This window comes from Cohnella zeiphila, from assembly GCF_014212055.1.
Classification (GTDB): Bacteria; Bacillota; Bacilli; order Paenibacillales; family Paenibacillaceae; genus Cohnella; species Cohnella zeiphila.
In genome coordinates this window covers 253233-273142 of sequence record NZ_JACJVO010000003.1, presented here as the reverse complement: position 1 = coordinate 273142, position 19910 = coordinate 253233, and the positions used below count along the sequence as shown (strand labels likewise).

Below are 19910 nucleotides of genomic sequence, written 5' to 3'. Positions count from 1 at the left end.
TCTTAGAAAAGAGAACCCTCCCCGCAATCGGGAGGGTTTCCTTCCTTTCAACCGAATTCCCGTTCCAATGCGCCGACCGTCTCCGTCAGCAGTTCTTTTTCCCCCTCAACGATCTCCTTCAGCATTCGATAAACGCTCTCGAACGCGTCCGGATCCCGGACGGCGAACCGGTCCCGAAAACCCGACTCCGCCGTCGCCCGCTTCAAATAATGATACTTGAGCTTCTCGTACCGGCCGGTCGTTCCGGAATAGCGGTCCAGCAGACTCGACAGCGCCACGCCCGGGCGGTACCGCTCCTGCAAGTAGGAGAAGCGGTCGCCAAGCAACTTGCTGTGTTCGGCGATAAAATGAATGGCCGTGAAGTTGACGATCGCCGCGGGACAACCATCGATCCGCAGCCGCATCTGCGTCAAAATATGCTCGTAAACGTCAAACCCGAAGCGCGCCTCACCCTCGTCCGCCAGCGAGAAAAACAGCTTGGCGTCGTCGCGTTCGGAGAAGACGAGCTTGCGCAGCTCCCCGGCGAAGCGGCCGGGCTCAAACGGATACTCCCTGCGCAGAGACCGCGGTTTGATCAGGTGAAGCGCGTCGGTCAGATGGGCGGGGGAGGCGGCGACGGCGGCTTCGAACGCTCTCTCGAAATCGCCGTAATCGTACGACAGCCGGGCGAAACGGCCGTTCCTTCCGTAACCGATGACGAACAGCTTCCGCTCCGCTTCGTCGTAGCCGTCGACGAGAGTCTCGTGGATCGCATGCTCCGTCCGGTATTCTGCACTTTCCGGCAAATAGTACTTGTCCAGCGCGAACACGTTGACCGCCCGTCCGTCCGCAATCGCTTGCCGAATCAGGGCGATCGGCCCTCCTTCGCCGGGGAAAGCTCGCGCCTCCTCCATCGAAACGGCCTGCCGTTCCAGCAGATCGCCGAAATACCGGCTCGAATCGGTATAGTCCGTGCGCAAGTAATTGCCGAACCAAATCTGCGAAAAGATGTGAACGAAGCGCTCCAAATACCATCCTCGCAGCCGGGGCTCGGCCAATAGGAAAATCAGCGGATAGGCCACATTCAAATAAGAGACGACTTCGTTCTGCAGCGGAAGGTTCAAAGATTGCCGAGACGGGGCTTGGCGCATGGCGTCATTCCTCCTTCGATTCGGGAAAAGAAGCCGGCCCGGCCGCGAGAGGCGCGAACCGGACCGAGCCCGTTCTACCAAACGATGCGAAGCGCGAACTCCGCGGTCTCCGGCAGCTCGACTTCGAGCCGCCGCGCCGCTTCGTCATACCGCCACCGGGCGGCTTTTTCCCCATCCGGGAAGAGTACGTCCACCGGAGATGCAGGCAGCGCGTGAACGACGATCTTCAGCGGCTCTCCCCCATCCGGCAGGCCTTGATGAAGAGTGCGCAGCTTCAAGACGCCCTCGCGTCCGGACTCCGTCCAGCCGAATTCGCGCAGCCGATAGGCCCCCTGCTCGTAGCCGAACGTGCGGCCGTCATCCTCATAGAGCCGAAAGCTGCCTTCCCCGCCCGCGTATACGTTCAGCGTGAGCGCCCCGCCGATCGCTTCGTCCGCATACTGGCGCAGAGGCTGCTCGGGAAGAATCGCCCCCGCGCGAACGTAGAGCGGCATCGTCTCGAGCGGCGCATTCGCGAGGACGTGTCGGCCGCCTTCCAGCCGCTCCCCGGTGCGATAGTCGTACCAGACGCCCGCCGGCAAGTAGACGGCCCGCGCCGTCGCCCCCGGGCGTACGATCGGCGCCGCGAGCAGATCGCGACCGAGCAGGAACTGGTCGCACAAGTTCGCGGCGTTGCGGTCGTCCGGATATTCGAGCAGCAGGGGACGCGCGATCGGCAGGCCGCTCGCCGACGCTTCGTAGAACAGCGAATACAGATACGGCATCAGGCGATAGCGCAGGTTCAGCGCCTCACGGCAGACCGCCTCCACTCGCTCGCCGAACCGCCACGGCTCCTGCCGCGACGTATCGATGGCGCTATGGTTGCGGCAGAACGGGAGCAGCGCCCCCAGCTGCGTCCAGCGCGCCACCAGTTCCCCGGTCGCGTGATGGGAGAAGCCGCCGATGTCGGGGCCCGCGAACGCCACGCCGGAAAGTCCGAGATTCAGCACCATCGGGATGCTCATCGCCATATGCTCCCAATAGCTGCGGTTATCGCCGGTCCAGACGGCGGCATAACGCTGGATGCCGGCATAGCCGGCGCGCGTCAGCACGAACGGCCGCTCGCCGTCAAGCCCGCGGACCATGCCTTCGTACGTCGCTTTGGACATGAGCATGCCGTACAGGTTGTGCCATTCCCCGTGCGTCTTCGGGTTGCCGTTGTTCGCATGCAAGACGTCCAGGTCCATCGTCTTGTTGGCCGTATCGAACACGGACGGCTCGTTCATGTCGTTCCAGATGCCCTTGATCCCGCTGTCGATGTAGAAGCGGTGCAAGTCGCCCCACCACCGCGCCGCCCGATCGTCGGTGAAGTCGGCGAAAGCGCTCGGCCCCGGCCAGACGCTGCCGATGAACAACTCACCCTCGAGCTTCGCGCAAAAATAACCTTCCTGCACGCCCTCCCGGTAGACCGGATACTTCGGATCCTTTTTGACGCCGGGATCGACGATCGGGACGACTTGGAACCCCATGCCCGCCAACTCCTCCATCATGGCGCGGGGATCGGGGAACCGGTCCGGGTGCCAGGTGAACACCTTGTACTCGTCCATGTAGTGGATGTCCAGATACAGCACGTCGCACGGGATCCGCTTCGCGCGTATCGTCCGGGCGACGTCCAGCAGCTCCGCCCGGTCCATGTAGCTGTAGCGGGACTGCTGATAGCCGAGCGCCCAGCGGGGCGGCAGCGGCGGCCGTCCGGTCAGCGCGGTATAGCGCCGCACGACATCCTTCAAGCTTGGTCCTTCCCAGACGTATAGATCGAGCCGGCCGTTCTCGGACCGGATCGCATACCGGTCGCCGTTCGTCCTCATGTCGAAAACGGTGCGGCCGGGATCGTCCAGGAACACCCCGCATGCCGGAGCGCCATACCGGTAGTGGATCAGCAGCGGGATCGACTGGTAGAGAGCATCCGTGTCCGGCACGTGCGGCTCGTAGACGTCGCTGTTCCACATTTCGTAGCGCTCGCCTTTTTTGTCCAGGAAGCCTGTCTTCTCTCCGAGCCCGTAAAAATGCGAATCCGCCCCCATCGCCGCCGTCAGCGTTAGCTGGCGCCGGGCGTCCCATGCAAGGTCGAGACCCGTCAGCAGCTCCTCTCCCCGCTCGTTCCGAACCGAGAAAACGCCCCGTTCCCCATCCACCGAGACGGTCAGCCCGTTAGCGGAGCGAAAGCGGAACTCGTCCCCGTCCTTCGCGGTCTCGACTACCTGCTCCATTTGCTGCGGAAGGACGGCGGGCGTCGGGCTCCCGTCGGGCTCATCCGCGAGCAGGACCCGGATTCGAACCATTCGTTCCGTATAGAAATCTAGCGCCAAATCGGCCTTTTCTCCGTAAACCCGGACCGTGCCGGAGCCGGTCTCCGTTCTCGCGATTCGGCCGATACGATGAACGGTCGCGTCGCCCGGTCCTTTCTCCCGGCCGCCGTCTCCCGGCTGGATGGCCTCGCTGGTCAACATCTGGCATCACCTCTTCGTCTTCATAAAAAACGGAGACGGAACGGACCTTCCCGTCCGCTCCGTCCCGTTTTGTTCCGACCGGCATTCCGCCCGTCTTATTGCACTTTGATGTTGTCGTAGAACTTGCTCTGCATGTCGGCGGCCGCCTTGTCGAGCACCGCCTTGGAGTCCGAGTTCTTCTTGGAGAACACTTCCTGAATGACGTTCGTCATCGTGCTGTAGTAGTCTTGCGTGTTGTATTGCGCTTCCGGCTTGCCGTCGAGCAGGGCGGCTTCCGACGGATCGTACTTGAACGCGTTGTCGTACTTGGCGAGCAGGTCTTGAACCTTCTTGCCGTATTCGGAATCCGGCTTGTAGTAGTCCATGTGCGGCGGAACGTAATATTGGCCCTTGGTCTTCAAATCTTGAATGCTCTTCTCCAGCGAGGCCAGCGCGTCGTCGGAGTAGTAGTCGAACACGATGTAGTTGAATGCGGCTTGCTGTTCCGCCTTCGTCGCGTTCGGATTGATGACGAGATAGTTGCCGCCGAGAACGCCGGTATGCTTGCCGCCGGCTTGCACGGCCGGCATCGGATAGACGGCCAGGTCTTGCGGGCTGATGCCGGCTTGCAGCGCCTGCTGCAGCGGGCCGTCGGCGCCGGCGATGACCATGGCGGCGCGTCCTTGCGCGAACGCCCCGGTCGCTCCGCCCCAGTCGAGCGCCCAGTCCTGCGGCACCGCGTTGGCGTCCCAGCGCAGCTTCTTGTAGAAGTCGAGCGCCTTCACGCCGGCGTCGGAATTGAACGCCGCGGTCACTTTGCCGTCGGCAACCGTCTGAATCTCGCCGCCCGCCTCGAACAGGAAGTTCGTCCAGTTCCAGCCGCCGTCGCCCGCTTTGGCCATCGGCGCGATGCCGGCGATCCCTTTCTTCGGATCGGCCACTTGCTTGGCGATATTGTACAGATCGTCCCAGGTCCAGTCGTACGAAGGCATCGCCACGCCCTTGTCCGCCAGCATCTTCTTGTTGATGACGACTTCGCTCACGTAGCCGTTCTGGGTGACGCCGTATACTTTGCCGTCCAGGTTGAATTGATTCTGGAGAACCGGATTGATGTCGTCCTTATGCTCGTAATTGTTCCACAGATCGGTAATGTCGGCGGCCCAGCCTTTCTCGACCAGCATCTTCGCTTCCGTCGCGAACGTGTTGAAGAAAGTCGGCGCCTCGTTGGCGGCCATCTTCGGACCGATCTCGTTGACGTTGTACTGCCAGTCGTCCGGCACGACCGTTACGTTCGGATACTTGGCTTCGAACCGCTTGATCTTGGCGTCCTCGATCGCGCGAAGCTCCGGCTTGTCGGCCGTCGGATAATAGATCTTGATCGTCACCTTCTCGTCGGAAGCGCTCGCGGACGGCGAAGCCGGTTCCGAGGAGGAGGGCGAAGCCGCCGGAGACGAAGCGGGCGGACTGGAGGCGGACGGACTGGCGTCCGACGATCCGCCGTTATTGTTGTTGTTGCTGCCGCAAGCCGTCGCCAGCGCGCCCAGCATGGCTACGCTGAGCAGCAGCGCGGGCAATTTTTTCTTTTGCATACATACTCCCCTTATCTCATGGAATGAAGTGCTACGGCTTCATCATAATGGATACCCGCTTGCGAAGGCGATGTGCGTTCCTATTCGCATCGTGTGCAAGTTTACGATTCGCTCGAACTCTGTCAGCCCTTGACTCCGCCCAGATGCAGCCCTCTCAGAATGAACCGCTGGAATACCAGGAAGATGATCATCGGAGGGATCGAGACCATGGACAAGATCGCGAATTTGATGTTGAGCTTGATTCCTCTCGCCTGAATGACCTGCTTGTAAATCCCCGTCGCCATCGGATAACGGTTATCTCCGTGCATGACGAGCGACGGCCAGAACCAATCGTTCCAGGCGGCCGAGAAGATGAAGATTGCCAGCGTCGAAATAATCGGAAGCGCCAGCGGCAGCGCGATTCTCGTAAATCCGTACCAGTCGGAGGCTCCGTCGATGCGGGAAGCTTCGAACAGCTCGTTGTTGATGTCGTCGAAAAAGCTTTTGAGCAGCAGCATGTTGAACGCGCTCGCCCCGGCCGGCAGCCAGAAGGCGAAGAACGAGTTCATCAGCCCGAGGTCCTTCAGGTTGACGAAGTTCGGCACGATGTACGTGGACGGCGGAATGAACAGCGTCATCAGGAAGAAGAAGAAGATAAGCTTCCGGTACGGCAGATTCAGCTTGGACAGCGCGAAGGCGGCCCCGCCGAGCGCCGCCACCGAGACGAAGAGGTTGCCGGCGAAAATATAAATCGAGTTGCGCAGGAACAGCGGCAGGTTCAGGAAGTTCCAGCCTTCCTTGTAGTTCGTCCCGATCCAGTCCCGCGGCAGCAGCTTCGGCGGGAACGTATTGACGTCCACCGTCGATTTGAACGAGTTCAGGAACGTGACGGCGATCGGGTACAGCATGCTGAGCACCATCGCCAGCACGACGATCGACAGAATGACGATCAAGACCCGCGTCGACGATCTCTTGTAATCGTAAGAGGACAGAATCCCACGTTCGATCGCTTTCATCGTTATCGGTCCTCCCGGTTGTTCATTCGGAATTGGATGACGGCCAGGAAGCCCAGCACGATGAACATCAGAACGCCCATGGCGGAGGCGACGCCGTAATTCTGCTGGGTGAAGGCATATTTGACGATCTTAAGCCCGTACGTCATCGTGGCGTTCATCGGCCCGCCGTCCAGCATCGCCAGCTGGGATTGGTAGCCTTGGGACGTGGCGATCAGCTGCAGGATGAACAGCAGTCCGATCAAGTTCCGGATGGACGGCAGCGTAATGTGGCGAATGCGTGCCCAGATGCCGGCTCCGTCGATCTCCGCCGCTTCGTACCAATCCTTCGGAACGCTAAGCACGGCCGCGAGGTAGATGAGCATGGCGGAGCCGAACTGCTGCCACGTCTCCATGATGACCAGGGAAGCCATCGACCAATGGGTGTCCGTCATGAACAGAACCTGGCCGAGCCCGAGCCACTGCAGCGCGGCGTTGATCGGCCCTACCGGATCGTAGATCCAGCGCCAGAGGCCGTACAGCACGACGAGCGGGATGACGTTGGGCAGGTAGGCCGCAATGCGGACGAAGCCCTGAAACCGCCGGATCTCGGAGATGATGACGGCGAACAGGATCGGAACCCAGAAGCCGATGACGAGGCAGAGCCCCATGTAGTAGAGCGTGTTCTTGACCGATACGCCGATCTCCGGATCCTGGAACACCGTGCGAAAATTATCCAGTCCGACGAACGTATTCCCTTTGACGAAATCGACGTTCTCGAAGCTGAAGACGATCCCTTTCACGATCGGAACCCATAAAAACAAAATAAACAAAACCGTCGCCGGCAGCAGGAACAAGTACCCCGATCTGTACTTTTTCCACTTGGACGGTTTGCTTCTGCCGGTCGCCGCCGGCGGACCGGCCGTCGAGACTGCGGTGTGTTCCATGTCCTTCCCTCATTCCTTCTCTATGTCTGTCTGCCTTTCTATTGTAGGAAAGGGAGGAAGGAGTGAACATGTGCGTTTCTATGACGATCGTGTTCGATCTTACTTCTTGAGATCGCTCGGGCTGACGCCGTAATATTTTTTGAAAATCTTGCTGAAATGCTCCGGCGATTCGTAGCCGACCCGGTCCGCGATCTCGTAGCGGCGCAGGTCGGTGTTCAGAATGAGGCGCTTGCTCTCTTCCATGCGCAGCTTGATGACGTATTCCCACAGGTTGCACTGCATGTACTTCTTGAACAGATAGCTCAGATAGTTCGGGCTGACGTGGTTCTGCTGGGCGACTTCGTTCAGCGTAATGCCCTTGCGGGCGAAGTTCTCGTCGATGTAGCGCTTGGCCTGCTCCACGATGACGTTGCTCTGGGCGACCCACTCGTCCTCCGTGGACGTCTCTTCGTTCATCGCCCACTTAAAGTCGCCATAGTAGAAGATATAATGGTCGCGATGCTCCTCGTTCCATTTCATCGCCTTGCGCGCCTGCAGGCCGAGCAGCGGAATAAACGCCGCGTCCCGCAGGATCTGGCTGATGCCCACGACGCACTTCAAATGCAAATATTTCTCGATATTGAAAAAAAGGCTGCGCCCGACGAATTCCAGCTGCTCGATCCGGTTCGCGCTCGTCTCCTCGTACGCCCGCTCGCTCCAATCGAGCAGCACGCACAGCTCGTAGTCCGGGGCATAGAACGCCTGGTGGCTCCAATCCTGGCCGAGCAGCTCGCTGACGATATTCAGCGCGGCGTACTGCATCAGCCGCTTGTCTTTGTCGATGTCCCCTTGCAGAGGCAGCCGCATCCGAATGACGGCGAAGTAGGGCCCGCCGATCTCGATGCCGAACCGCCCCTTCAGCTCCGCCGCGGTCGCGGCCGCTTCCTGCCCTTCGCCGGCGATCAGCCGGTTCAGCCAGGCGCTGCGCTCCTCGTCGGGCTGCTCCATCTGGAAGCCGGTCCGAATGAACGACAGTTCTTCTTCTCCGGTACGGACGGGACGTTCGATCTTCAGCAGCACGTTGCGGACGATATCGAGGAAGTGATCGTTGTTCAGCGGCTTGATCAGATAATCCTTGGCGCCGAGGCGCATCGCCATCTGGGCGTATTGGAACGTCTCGTGCGCGGAGATGACGATCGTCTCCACCCACGGCTTGACGATCTTCGCCTGGTGCATCAGCTCGATGCCGCTCATCGTCCCCATCTGGATATCGGTGACGAGCAGGTCCACGTCTTCCAGGCGCAAATAATCGAGCGCCTCCTGCCCGTTGCCCGCGGTCAGTATCGTTCCGATCGCCAGCCCCGAGTTCTGCAGCAGATAGCTCAGCCCCTTGCAAATAAGCGGTTCGTCGTCGACGATCAGCACCGTATACATCGATCCAATCACCTCTCCCCGCGCCGGATCATCCCGCCTCGGCGGGCGCCGGCGCCTCTTCCGCCGGACGGATCGGCAGCTCGATCGAGACGAGCGTGCCTCCGCCCGGGGGCATCGAATAATGAATTCCGTAATCGCTTCCGAAATGAAGCCGGATCCGTTCGTGAACGTTGTGGATCCCGTAGCCCTGCCGGTCGTCGGTGCGCGGTTCGCGAATCGACCGGTTGAGCGCCTCGTGATCGACCGGCTTGTAGCCGTTGTCCTCGACCTCGACGACGACGCGCCCGTCCCGCCGGAACGCGCGGATGACGATGAGGCCGTCCTCGCCCATGTTCCGGACGCCGTGGAAGATCGCGTTCTCGATCAGCGGCTGAAGCGTGATCTTCGGAATCGGATTCGTCAACGCTTCCTCTTCCGTCTCCCAACGGACCTGGAATTCGTATTCGTATCGCTTCTGCTGGAGGCGGGTATAAGCCGTCGCATGCTCCAGCTCCTCCTCGAGGGTGATCAGCTCGCGCCCTCTGCTCAGGCTGATCCGCATCAGCTTCGACAGCTCCTTGATCATCTCCGCCGAGTCCGAATTGCCTTCCAGCGAGGACTTCCAGTAGATGCTCTCCAGCGTGTTGTAGAGAAGGTGAGGATTGATCTGCTGGTACAGCACCTGCAGCTGCGTCTCTTTCTGCTTGATATCCATCATGTAGCGGTCCTCGATCAGCGAATTGAGCCGCCGCGCCATGCTGTAGATCGCGTGAATGAGCACGCCGACCTCGTCGTTGCGATCGACCGCCTCCGAGCTCGGAACCTTCCGGCCGGGCTCGTAGCCGCGCACGAAGCCGGCCAGCTTTTGCAAGGGGGACAGCAAAGACCGCCAGAAATACGCCATGACGACGATGCCGAACAGCGAATACGCCATGGAGATCCATTGGATCGCCCGCTTCAGCTCGCTCTGCTGCCGCAAGAGCGAAGCGGCGGAGATCCGGTACACCAGCTTCTGCTGAATCTCGTAATCGGCATGCTGAACGTAGATGGAATCTCCGTAGATGGCGTCGGTCGTCTCCTCTCCCTTCGTCCCATGGACCATGCTCGGGGGCAGATCGAGCTTCCGTCCCATGCTGCCGTCCAAGGTCGAAGCCAGAATCGTGTTGTCGTAGTCGGTCAGGAACATCTCGCCGTTGTCGGGCAGGGACACCGACTGGAGCGACTGCTCGATCTTCTTATCCATATTGCTGGCGACCAGCACGCCGACGATCATTTTCCCGCTGATCGTGCTGTTCACGGCGCGGATGTAAGCCAGCGTCTCCGTTCGCCCGCCGCCGATGCCGTTCACGATCTTCAGGAATCCCCTGCCCTTGCGGGAGATCGCTTCGTCTGCCCACGAAGGCTTCGTCCGGTCCGTATAAAAGTAGACGCCCCCGTTGCGGAACCGCGAAGCGTTGAGCGGAGCGAAGTCGTACCGGTCGAGCGGGTCGTACACGTACAAATAGTAGCCGACCGCCTCGCCGCCGCTGATGCCGATGGAGAACGTCGGAATGAGCCTGTCGGCCGTCTCGTACAGCTTCACCCGATCGTACTGGTTGGCCTCGTCGTAGACTTGGCCGGCTCCCGATTGAAGCTGCTGCACGACCGGATTGATGATGATGTTCGTCATCACCCGGTTTACCGTATCGATATCGCGGTTGATCAGCAGATGGTTCTGCTTGTTGAGCTCCATATAAGCGTTCGTGACGTGCCGCTTGAGAATGTGCTCGGTCTGGTTGTTGGCGTACCAGTTGAGCAGGAACACGGGGCTGACGAGAATGACGAACAGCAGAATGAGCTGCCGGTTCAGCTTCATCTTCGTCAGCGGATTGTGGATATGCAGCTTGCGCAAGGCGGCGCACCCCCGGATCTTGAACCTTTACCAGTATGAAGAATTCTTTTCCGCCAAGTAAGCGCATGCAGAAGATTCGGTAGCATCGCGCACGATATCCGTAAAAACGCGCATCATCCGCGGGCCGCGCAATCGGCGCAGACGCAGACCCGGCGGCGGCGCTCCGGCGGAATGCGTTCGAGCAGCTCCTTCGGTATCAGGGTTTGCACGCACCAGCAATGGTCGATCGTCCGTCCGGCCGTCAGGGCGCAGCCGTTCGCCTGCCCGCAAAGCGGACAGAGGGCGGGGTCGACGACGTTGTCGGGTTCGGAATTCGTTCGCAGGGTCATCTCTCGTTGCTCCTTGCCTTCGTTTAGTCGTTTGAGCCCATCGTACATGCAAATCGGAGGAATGACAATATAGGAAAAAAGGCCCGAACCGCGCGATCCGCGGCCGGGCCTTTCGGTTGCAAAATATTATGCCTTCGTCAAATAAAACGCGAGGCTGCTGAAGTCCCCGTGCAGGCTCTCGATCGGCAGGCCCGCGTACATCAGCTCGTCCCCGCCGTATACCCGGTCGGTGCCGCGAAGCTTGTAATCGCGGTTAGGGTCGAGTCCCTTCAGCCGCAGCCGGGTAAGCGGGCCGTTCGGCACGGCCAGCGTGCGGACGAAGACGGCGTAGGTCTCGGACTTGTCCGCCGAGACGAACTGCCAAGCCGTGTCGTTGCCTTCGAACGGGCTCAGCAGCCGGTAGAAGTCGCCCTGCTGCACCAGTCCGCGCAGTCCCTTGTACTCCTCGACTTGGCGGGCGATCTCGGCTTTCTCCTCCTCCGGCAGCTTGGACAGGTCCAGCTCGTAGCCGAAGTTGCCGGACATGGCGACGTGCCCGCGCGTCGTCAGCGAAGTCGTCCGGTGCACCTGGTGATTCGGCACCGCGGACACGTGGCTGCCCATCGAGCTGACCGGATAGACGAGGCTCGTCCCGTATTGAATCTTCAGCCGTTCGATCGCGTCCGTGTCGTCGCTCGTCCACGTCTGCGGCATGTAGTAGAGCATGCCCGGATCGAAGCGGCCGCCGCCGCCCGAGCAGCTCTCGAACAGAATGTCCGGGAACGAGGACGTAATCTTCTCCAGCACCTCGTACAGGCCGAGCATGTAGCGGTGCGCCGTCTCGCGCTGCCGTTCCGGCGGCAGCAGGGCGGAGCCGATCTCGGTCATGTTGCGGTTCATGTCCCATTTGACGTAAGCGATCGGAGCGCTGGAGAAAATCGCGGTCAACCGCTCGGTGATGTAATCCCGGACGTCCTGACGGGAGAAGTCGAGAATCAGCTGGGTGCGGCCCAGCGTGCGGCGATGATCCGGCACGTGCAGGCACCAGTCCGGATGCGCGCGGTACAGGTCGCTGTCCGGAGAGATCATCTCCGGCTCGACCCACAAGCCGAACGACAGCCCCTGCCCGTTCACTTGCGCCGCCAGCCCGTCCAGTCCCTCGGGAAGCTTGTCCGTGTTGACGAACCAATCGCCGAGCGAGCGCTTGTCGTCGTTGCGCCGGCCGAACCAGCCGTCGTCGAGCACGAACAGCTCCAGCCCGAGCTCCTTCGCGGCGCGCACGATGTTCATCAGCTTCTCCGCGTTGAAGTCGAAGTAGGTCGCTTCCCAGTTGTTGATCAGGATCGGCCGCTCCTTGTCGCGGAACGCGCCGCGGCACAGCCGGGTGCGGTACAGCTTGTGGAACGAGCGGGACATGCCGCCCAGCCCTTCCGCGGAGTAGACGAGCACCGCTTCCGGAGATTGCAGAGACTGGCCGCTCTCCAGCAGCCATTCGAAGTCGAACGGGTTCAGGCCGATCGATACCCGCGTCGTAGCGAACTGGTCGACTTCCGCTTGCGCCAGGAAGCTGCCGCTATATACCAGGTTGAACGCGTAGACGTCGCCATGGTCCTCGTTCGCGTCGGGGGAGACGACGGCGAGGAACGGGTTGTGCTGGTGGCTGCTGGAGCCCCGGCGGCTCTCGATCGCCTGGATGCCGGGCATCAACGCGCGGCGGGCCACATGGCGCTCCCGGGCCCACGTTCCCCAAAGATGCACCGCCTCGTAGTCGGAGCGGGGAAAATCGACGCTGGCGCTGAGCAGCCGCTGCACGCGCACCGGCTCGTCGCCGAGATTGACGATCTCGGCGGAACGGGCGATCGCGTCATGGTCCTGGAACGCCGTATAGCGGGCGATCAGCCGCAGCTTGGCCGCTTCGTCCTCCAGGACGATCTCCAGCGTCTGCGCCTCGTCTTCCCCTTCGGCATATACCGAAGGCAGCCCCGCGAGCGCCGGCTTGCCGGCCACGATCCGATGCTCCTTCACCTTGAACTCGGCGATCGTCGTGCCGTTCGCCAGCCGGACTTGGTAGGCCGGGGAGCGGAAGTCGCTCGTGCCGTAGCCCGGGTACTCCTGCGGCAGCGCATCCAGCGTGAACCGCTCGTCCTCCGGGAACGGATTCGGGTTGAAGGAAGGCCGGTAGGCGCTCGGCGTCATGCCGTGGATCGCCGTGCCGCGAATGGTCCGTCCCCAAAAGGAATGCGCCAGGTAGCCGTCCTTGACGATCTGCATCACATAGCTTGTCTTGCCGGATTGAAGATAAAAAGTCCGATTTTTCTCATCGTAACGAATCGCCACTCGCTCTGCACCTCTCGCCTCTTATTCATGCAAGTCATCTTCTTACGTATACTCAACTTTCCTTCCGAAGTCAACGTACATCAACTCCTTCGAAGGGACGATTTTCTACGATGGGCGGTCCGGAAGGCGGGCGCAGCGGGCGCCGCAGACTAAAGTTCGAACTTCTCGTAAACCGGAAAACAATAACGGTTGTTGACTTCCGAGACTTTTCTGGCGAAAACGAGAACGTAATCCCCCCGGTAAAGACTCGCCCCCTCATCCCGTTCCAGCAGCTTTACGACGGCCTTTTCCAGCTCGGCGTCCCGTTCCCTCAGGCGGCTGAGCTCGGCTTCGTCGGCGTCGGCATAGTCGATCTGATAAGCCTCGTAATGATTGAACTCGTCCGAACGGACATGGTCGAACGTCTCCAGCCGCTCGATCTCGAAGCCGGCGCTTTGAAATAGCAAGCGGATCTCTTTGACGGAATACTCCTTCACATGCTCGATAAAGTCCATATTGCGAATGAAAGGCGGATAAAAATTCGGAGACTCGTGGCGGATCGACCGTTTCAGATTGGAGATGGAGTTCGCGTTGGGAGTCGTCAGCATGAAGATTCCGTCCGGCTTCAACGTCCGGTTGACTTCCGCCATCAGGTTCATCGGATCGCTGTGAAGATGCTCGAGCGTTTCGAAGCAGGTCACGACATCGAGCGAGGCGTTCCGGTAGGGAAGCGGATTTCTGGACAGATCGCAATGGATCAGGGGAACGGCAATGCCGCCGGGCTCCGACGCCATGTTCGTAAACGGGTACTCGAGCGGCCGAACGACCGTCGAACCGTCTTCCCGGAACACGAAGTACTCGCTGCGCTCCAACGTTTTCGCAACGCCGTCGCAAGCCTCCGCGTCCGAGCACAGCTTGACCAGATAGGGAAACACGATGTTGCTGCCCAGATCCGCGATGCGCTTGTCCGCTCCGCAATAAGGCAGAAGCAGCTCCAGCATGTACAGAAGCCGGTCCAAATGCCTGCGATGAAAAAGATAATCGTCGAAGTTCCGCAGCATATAGTGATTCCGTCCCGCCTCGTCGAACTGCGCGATCACTTGTTTCAACCGTTGCTCGATTTGCCCTTTATCGGTTACTTGGGGCATGATGGTCAGCTCCCTCCGTTCGCTTATCCCCTCCATCATATCCCATTCGTCCCGGCCCCGTCGGGTGCCGTTCCATGCAAAGCGTGTGCATTTTTACGGTAAGATCCCCCCGCAAAGTAGGGCTTGGCTTCGAAGCTTACCCAGGTACTTTGCGGGGACCCCGGGACTTAATTAGATTGATTAATAATAAAAGACCGCTCCGGCCGTTGGCGGGCCGACAAGCGGTCTTGTCTTTATTCAAAAAGCTTCTTGTAGCGGCCGTAGCCTTCCCGCTCCAGCTCTTCCTTCGGCACGAAACGCAGCGCGGCGGAATTGATGCAGTACCTCAGGCCCGCCGGTCCGGGGCCGTCCGGGAACACGTGTCCCAGGTGCGAGTCCGCTTCGCCGCTGCGCACTTCGGTGCGGATCATGTTGTGGGTGTAGTCTTCCTTCTCCTTGACGATTCCCTTGTCGATCGGCTTCGTGAAGCTCGGCCAGCCGCAGCCGGAGTCGTACTTGTCGAGCGAGCTGAACAGCGGCTCTCCCGAGACGACGTCGACGTAGATGCCCTCGCCGTGATGGTCCCAGAACTCGTTGCGAAAAGGAGGCTCGGTGGCGTTGTTCTGCGTCACTTCGAATTGGAGCGGCGTCAGCTTCCCGCGGAGCTTCTCCTTGTCCTTCGCCGTGTTCCAGTGCGCGGCGATAAAGTCGTCCCGCCCGGACCCTCTCCGGTACATTTTATAGCGAAGCGGATTTTTCTTATGGAAATCCTGATGATAATCCTCCGCCGGATAGAACTCTTGCAACGGAACGATCGGCGTCACGATCGGCCGGTCGAAGCGCCCGCTTCGCTCCAGCTCCTCCTTCGACTGCTCCGCCTTGCGGCGCTGCTCCTCGTTCGCGTAGAAGATCGACGTCCGGTAGGAGGAGCCCCGGTCGTGGAACTGGCCTCCCTCGTCGGTCGGATCGATCTGCTGCCAGTAGATGTTCAGCAGCTTCTCGTACGGCATCAGCTCCGGATCGAACGTAATCTGCACCGCTTCCGCGTGGCCGGTCGTCTCCGAACAAACTTCCTCGTAGGTCGGAGCTTTCGTATGTCCGCCGGTATATCCCGATACGACGCGGATAATGCCGGGCATCTCCTCGAACGGCGTCACCATGCACCAGAAGCAGCCCCCGGCGAACGTCGCCACCTCATATCGGTCTTGCTCGGAATGGACGTCAGTCATGGCATTTCCCTCCCTGCGCAGTCTTTTTTTGTGCTTAATCCTCATTGTAGCAGAGATTGGATTCAGACCCTAATCCGCGGAGGGATGCCGAATCCGACCCGAGTTCGGGCCCGAATGAAGGATGGCGGTTATGGGATCGCGAGCGTCTCCGTCTGCCCGTGTCCCTTTGCCGCGCAGGCGGGAACTCAGCTCAGCCTTCCGCCTTCTCATCCTTTTCGCCGGGGAGCCACTTCTCCCCCCAGGCGCGCATCTGGAACAAAACGGCGCGGAAATCTCTGCCCTTCTCCGTCAAGGAGTATTCCACGTTCACGGGATAGGTCGGAATGACCTCGCGATGGACGACTCCCTGCCGCTCCAGTTGACGCAAAGCGTCCGTCAAAGATTTGACCGTGATGCCGCCCAAGGCTCGGCGAAGCTGATTAAAGCGTTGCGGACCGTAATAGAGCCGGGATATGACGTCATAGGACCATTTGCCGCCTACGGTCTGCAGCGCCTCGTCGACCGCGGCCCGACACATGGAATCCTCGCTAGAGCTCATGAGATCGCCCCCTTGCTTTCTTTTTGAAAGTAAGACGAAATGAATTGCGTTCTTATCAAAACCGCTCGCTTCTTCTAAGCTTGCCATAAATGAACCGAAGGAGGAAGAGACAATGGGAAATGCGGGAAAAACGATCTTGGTGATGGGGGCAACCGGGCGGCAAGGCGGAGCGACGGCGAGGCGTCTGCTGGCGGACGGGTGGAGCGTTCGGGCCTTTACCCGCGCCCCTTCAGACGAAGCCGCGCAGCGGTTGGCCCGGGAAGGCGCCCGGCTTTGCGCCGGGGATATGAACGACCGCGATGCGCTGGATGCGGCCATGGAGGGGACGTACGGCGTGTTCAGCGTTCAGCCGCCCGAGTGGGACCCGAGCGACGCCGCGACCGATAAGGAGATCCAACTGGGCCGCAATGTGGCCGACGCCGCAATGCAGGCAGGGGTTCGGCACTTCGTTTATTCGTCGGTCGGCGGCGCGGACCGGCAAGCGCGCTTCCGCTATTCGGCCAAATGGGAGATAGAAAAGCATATCCGGGAGATCGGACTGCGGGCGACGGTGCTGCGGCCGGCCGGCTTCATGGAGAGCTACGCGAATCCGCTGTTCGGCCTGAACGATGGAATATTGGCGGAAGCGACGAAGCCGGACGTTCCCGTCAAATTGATCGCCGTCGACGACGTCGCTTCCTTTGCCGCGCTGGCTTTCGAGCGGCCGGAGGAATTCGTCGGGCGAACGATCGAGCTCGCCGGCGACGCGCCGACGCCCCTTGAAATGGCGGCTTCGATCTCCAAGGCCCTTCGACGGCCGGTCCGCTACGCCAATGTTCCGATCGCAGCGATCCGCAGCCGGAACGAAACGTTGGCCGATCTATACGAGTGGCTGAACGGGGATAGTTACGAAGTGAATTTCAACGAGCTTCGCCGTCTTCACCCGGCTCTGATGACGTTTGACGCTTGGCTCGGAGCCAAAGGAGCCGCGCTGCTTGAGGCGGCACTGCGCCCGGAGCAGGGCTGAGCCAAAAAAAATTGGAGGATCAATCCTCCTCAAACTCCCGATGTCTCCGTACCTCGACCTTGGCGAATGTTTTAGAGCTGATCGGGGTGCCGCGAAGGTTTATTTATTGTATGATCGAGAATGAACCTATTAAGCGGAAGGATGCTGCCTTATGGAACCATCCCGGGATTCGGTCTCGGTCGCGCTTCTTTACACGACGGACGTACACGGCAACGTATTGCCGATTCATTATGCGAACAATGGCCCCAGCCCGACCGGCCTCGCTCGGCTGGCGCCGCTGATCCGGCGGCAGAAGGAGCTCCACCGGAATCATCTGCTGATCGACAACGGCGATCTCATTCAGGGTACCCCGTTCTCATATCATTTCGCGCGGTTCGGCGGAGATGCGCCCAATCCGATGATTCGCATTCTGAACGAGCTTGGTTACGATGCGGCCGTGCTCGGCAACCATGAATTCAACTACGGGCTCGATTTCCTGGGCGCTGCCGTCCGAGAGTCCGCCTTCCCGTGGATGTCCGCCAACATCGTCGACGCGGAGACGGGAGAGCCCTTTTTCGGACCGCCCTATCTGGTCAAGGAATTCGAGGGCGGACTGCGAGTCGGCGTGCTGGGGCTGACGACGCACTACATTCCGAATTGGGAGCATCCCGGCAACCTGAAAGGGCTTGTCTTCCAGGATGCCGCGGAGGCGGCCAAACGATGGGTCCCGGTTCTGCGCGATCGGGAACGGGTCGACTTGCTCGTCGTCGCGTATCACGGCGGCTTCGAGCGCAGCTTGGAGACGGGCGAGCCGACGGAACAGATGACCGGGGAAAATCAAGGTTATGAGCTGTGCCGCGAAGTGCCTGGCATCGACGTACTGTTGACCGGGCACCAGCACCGGGAGATTGCAGGCGCGACGATAAACGGCGTACGGGTGATCCAAGCCGGGGGGATGGGCAAGCACCTGGGCAGAGTGCTCGTTCGTCTGGATCGCCAGGGCGACCGCTGGCAGGTGGCGGATACCGAATCGGATCTATTGCTCCCCGACGAATCGGCGCCGCTCGACCCCGCCGTGCTCGACATCGTCAAGGACAACGAGGAAAAGACGCAGCAATGGCTCGACCAGCCGATCGGCTTTGTAGAGGGCGAGATGACGATCGACGATCCGATGAATGTCCGGCTGCGGGAACATCCGTATATCGAATTTTTGAACCGGGTGCAGATGGAGGCATCTGGGGCGGACATCAGCTGCACGGCGCTGTTCGACAATCTGTCTCCCGGCTTCGGGAGCCGGATCACGATGCGCGAGATCGTGGCCAACTATATTTATCCGAACACGCTCAAGGTGCTGCGAGTGTCCGGCCGCGACATTCAGGACGCTCTGGAACGCTCGGCCGCTTACTTCGAACTCGGCGAAGGCGGCGAGGTTCGGGTAAGCGCCGCTTTTTCCGATCCGAAGCCCCAGCATTACAATTACGACATGTGGGAAGGCGTCGATTATACGCTCGATATCGCGCGTCCGGTCGGAGAGCGAGTCGTCCGATTGGAACGGAACGGAATGCCGCTCGATCCGAACGGAACGTACGACGTCGTCATGAACAATTACCGCGCGGTCGGCGGCGGGGAGTATCCGATGTTCAAGGACAAGCCGCTCGTTCGGGACATCCAGATCGACGTGTCGGAGCTGCTGGCGAACCACATTCTGGCGAAGGGAACGATCCGTGCGTCCGTGAACGACAACTGGCAGGTCGTCGCCGGCGGCCGTCCTCTTGCATAACGTTTTCTGCGCTTGACAAACTACCTCCATCCGGCGATGGAAGGAGGAACCCGCGGATGGCGAAGCAGCAAGGACACGGGGTCAAGAACACCCAGACCAAATCGTCCGACAAAAAAAGCAACGGCTCGGGCAACAATCACTGAGCGCCTGCTAAAGGTCATACCGAAGCGAGCAGGCGCATGCAGCAGCCTCGCGACCGGACAAGGAAGTTCCCAAGCGCTCCGCTTCGGGAGCTTCCTTTATTTGGCCGGTTTGCGCCGCCTCCGGAACGGGTAAATCGATATTATGAGAATTTATCGCTATACGTTTCTTGTATTTGGAGCGATCATCATCCTCGCCGTGATCGCGGCCGGTTGGATCTCCTTCCGGACAAGCCATTCGGACGAGCGCCCGGACAGCGTGACTTGGGTTTGGGACTTGAACCGATTGCTTGGCGGCGACTCGGCCAAGGTTGATTCCGCGGTCTCTTTTCTGAAAGAGCACCAGGTCGTCGCCGTTTATTTATACGCCCCCGGGTCTATCGTAGAGTCTGCGGAACTTCCGCTGTACCGCTCCTTTATCGAAGCGGCGCGCGGGCAGAACATCGACGTTCACGCGTTGGGCGGGGAACGGGAATGGGCGCTGAAGGAGCAAAGCCCCGGGCTGACGGCATTCCTTCAGCGAGTGGCCGACTATAACGATTCGGTGCCGGCCGAAGCCCGGTTTACGGGCGTCCATCTGGACGTCGAGCCGTACTCGCTGCCCGAGTGGGACAGCGATCAAAGCGACGTGATCCGGAATTGGAAAAGCGTCGTCTCGACGGCCCGGGAGTTCGCATGGGCGCACTCGCTCGCGCTTGGCGTCGACTTGCCGTTCTGGTTGGACGGCATTCCCGCCGGGTCGGACGGCGATTCCGCGAAAACGCTGGACGCGTGGATGATGGCGAACAGCGATTCCGTCGCGCTGATGTCTTACCGCACCGAAGCGGAAGGGGACAACGGCGTGCTCGCGCTCGTCCGCCAAGAAATGGAGCATGCGGCGGCGGACTCGGACTGCCGCGTCTATATCGGGCTGAACGCAGCCGCGGACACGGACGCCAAACTGACTTTCAAGAACAAAGGGATTGCTCCCTTCAATCGGGTATCGTCCCAGATCCGGCGCGCCTATGGCAAAGCCTCCGCATTCGGCGGCATCGCCGTCCACGACCTGGACGCCTGGATGGCGTTGGAGCGGGACAAGCCCTAAGCAAAAAGGAGCTCG

At 60.5% G+C, this 19910-nt stretch carries 15 protein-coding genes; 3 read left to right on the top strand and 12 right to left on the bottom strand.

Features of this window, described 5'->3' with window-relative positions; translation table 11 throughout:
• Positions 1-47: 47 nt before the first annotated feature.
• From H7C18_RS03630 to H7C18_RS03575, 12 genes are all read right to left on the bottom strand, one after another.
• Complete coding sequence (locus H7C18_RS03630; RefSeq protein ID WP_185127638.1) at positions 48-1130, bottom strand: hypothetical protein; 1083 nt, start codon at positions 1128-1130, stop codon at positions 48-50.
• A 74-nt stretch (positions 1131-1204) separates the two neighbouring features.
• A complete protein-coding gene (locus H7C18_RS03625; RefSeq protein ID WP_185127637.1) occupies positions 1205-3619 on the bottom strand; it encodes a glycoside hydrolase family 31 protein in 2415 nt (804 codons plus the stop codon).
• A 95-nt stretch (positions 3620-3714) separates the two neighbouring features.
• Positions 3715-5187 carry an ABC transporter substrate-binding protein gene (locus H7C18_RS03620; protein ID WP_185127636.1) on the bottom strand — a complete coding sequence of 491 codons (1473 nt, stop codon included), beginning with the start codon at positions 5185-5187 and terminating at the stop codon, positions 3715-3717.
• Positions 5188-5309: 122 nt separating this feature from the next.
• On the bottom strand, positions 5310-6182 hold the full coding sequence (locus H7C18_RS03615) for a carbohydrate ABC transporter permease (protein WP_185127635.1): 873 nt from the start codon (positions 6180-6182) through the stop codon (positions 5310-5312).
• Between the two features lie 2 nt (positions 6183-6184).
• Positions 6185-7105, bottom strand: coding sequence for a carbohydrate ABC transporter permease (locus H7C18_RS03610; protein ID WP_185127634.1), 921 nt, complete (start codon positions 7103-7105; stop codon positions 6185-6187).
• Between the two features lie 99 nt (positions 7106-7204).
• Positions 7205-8518, bottom strand: coding sequence for a response regulator (locus H7C18_RS03605; RefSeq protein ID WP_185127633.1), 1314 nt, complete (start codon positions 8516-8518; stop codon positions 7205-7207).
• 28 nt (positions 8519-8546) lie between these two features.
• Positions 8547-10388 (bottom strand): sensor histidine kinase, encoded by a 1842-nt coding sequence (locus tag H7C18_RS03600; protein WP_337912826.1) that lies wholly within the window; start codon positions 10386-10388, stop codon positions 8547-8549.
• 113 nt (positions 10389-10501) lie between these two features.
• Positions 10502-10717, bottom strand: a complete 216-nt coding sequence (locus H7C18_RS03595; RefSeq protein ID WP_185127632.1) for a cysteine-rich CWC family protein — start codon at positions 10715-10717, stop codon at positions 10502-10504.
• Positions 10718-10843: 126 nt separating this feature from the next.
• Positions 10844-13033, bottom strand: a complete 2190-nt coding sequence (locus H7C18_RS03590) for an alpha-galactosidase (protein ID WP_185127631.1) — start codon at positions 13031-13033, stop codon at positions 10844-10846.
• A gap of 149 nt (positions 13034-13182) precedes the next feature.
• Positions 13183-14160, bottom strand: coding sequence for a methyltransferase domain-containing protein (locus H7C18_RS03585; RefSeq protein ID WP_185127630.1), 978 nt, complete (start codon positions 14158-14160; stop codon positions 13183-13185).
• A 233-nt stretch (positions 14161-14393) separates the two neighbouring features.
• Positions 14394-15368 carry a peptide-methionine (S)-S-oxide reductase MsrA gene (gene msrA / locus H7C18_RS03580; protein WP_185127629.1) on the bottom strand — a complete coding sequence of 325 codons (975 nt, stop codon included), beginning with the start codon at positions 15366-15368 and terminating at the stop codon, positions 14394-14396.
• A gap of 190 nt (positions 15369-15558) precedes the next feature.
• Entirely contained in the window at positions 15559-15906 is a 348-nt protein-coding gene (locus H7C18_RS03575) for a winged helix-turn-helix transcriptional regulator (protein WP_185127628.1), read from the bottom strand.
• Between the two features lie 112 nt (positions 15907-16018).
• Here H7C18_RS03575 and H7C18_RS03570 point away from each other — a divergent pair, with 112 nt between their 5' ends.
• From H7C18_RS03570 to H7C18_RS03560, 3 genes are all read left to right on the top strand, one after another.
• Positions 16019-16912: an NmrA/HSCARG family protein gene (locus tag H7C18_RS03570; RefSeq protein WP_185127627.1), complete on the top strand. Its 894-nt coding sequence runs from the start codon at positions 16019-16021 to the stop codon at positions 16910-16912.
• Positions 16913-17063: 151 nt separating this feature from the next.
• Positions 17064-18671, top strand: coding sequence for a bifunctional metallophosphatase/5'-nucleotidase (locus H7C18_RS03565; RefSeq protein ID WP_185127626.1), 1608 nt, complete (start codon positions 17064-17066; stop codon positions 18669-18671).
• A 285-nt stretch (positions 18672-18956) separates the two neighbouring features.
• Complete coding sequence (locus tag H7C18_RS03560; protein WP_185127625.1) at positions 18957-19895, top strand: hypothetical protein; 939 nt, start codon at positions 18957-18959, stop codon at positions 19893-19895.
• Positions 19896-19910 lie beyond the last annotated feature (15 nt).

What these genes read in the sequence shown, in the direction of transcription:
- H7C18_RS03630 (WP_185127638.1), bottom strand. Translation starts at nt 1,130, where the DNA reads ATGCGCCAAGCCCCGTCTCGGCAATCTTTGAACCTTCCGCTGCAGAAC.
- H7C18_RS03625 (WP_185127637.1), bottom strand. Translation starts at nt 3,619, where the DNA reads ATGTTGACCAGCGAGGCCATCCAGCCGGGAGACGGCGGCCGGGAGAAA.
- H7C18_RS03620 (WP_185127636.1), bottom strand. Translation starts at nt 5,187, where the DNA reads ATGCAAAAGAAAAAATTGCCCGCGCTGCTGCTCAGCGTAGCCATGCTG.
- H7C18_RS03615 (WP_185127635.1), bottom strand. Translation starts at nt 6,182, where the DNA reads ATGAAAGCGATCGAACGTGGGATTCTGTCCTCTTACGATTACAAGAGA.
- H7C18_RS03610 (WP_185127634.1), bottom strand. Translation starts at nt 7,105, where the DNA reads ATGGAACACACCGCAGTCTCGACGGCCGGTCCGCCGGCGGCGACCGGC.
- H7C18_RS03605 (WP_185127633.1), bottom strand. Translation starts at nt 8,518, where the DNA reads ATGTATACGGTGCTGATCGTCGACGACGAACCGCTTATTTGCAAGGGG.
- H7C18_RS03595 (WP_185127632.1), bottom strand. Translation starts at nt 10,717, where the DNA reads ATGACCCTGCGAACGAATTCCGAACCCGACAACGTCGTCGACCCCGCC.
- H7C18_RS03585 (WP_185127630.1), bottom strand. Translation starts at nt 14,160, where the DNA reads ATGCCCCAAGTAACCGATAAAGGGCAAATCGAGCAACGGTTGAAACAA.
- msrA (WP_185127629.1), bottom strand. Translation starts at nt 15,368, where the DNA reads ATGACTGACGTCCATTCCGAGCAAGACCGATATGAGGTGGCGACGTTC.
- H7C18_RS03575 (WP_185127628.1), bottom strand. Translation starts at nt 15,906, where the DNA reads ATGAGCTCTAGCGAGGATTCCATGTGTCGGGCCGCGGTCGACGAGGCG.
- H7C18_RS03570 (WP_185127627.1), top strand. Translation starts at nt 16,019, where the DNA reads ATGGGAAATGCGGGAAAAACGATCTTGGTGATGGGGGCAACCGGGCGG.
- H7C18_RS03565 (WP_185127626.1), top strand. Translation starts at nt 17,064, where the DNA reads ATGGAACCATCCCGGGATTCGGTCTCGGTCGCGCTTCTTTACACGACG.
- H7C18_RS03560 (WP_185127625.1), top strand. Translation starts at nt 18,957, where the DNA reads ATGAGAATTTATCGCTATACGTTTCTTGTATTTGGAGCGATCATCATC.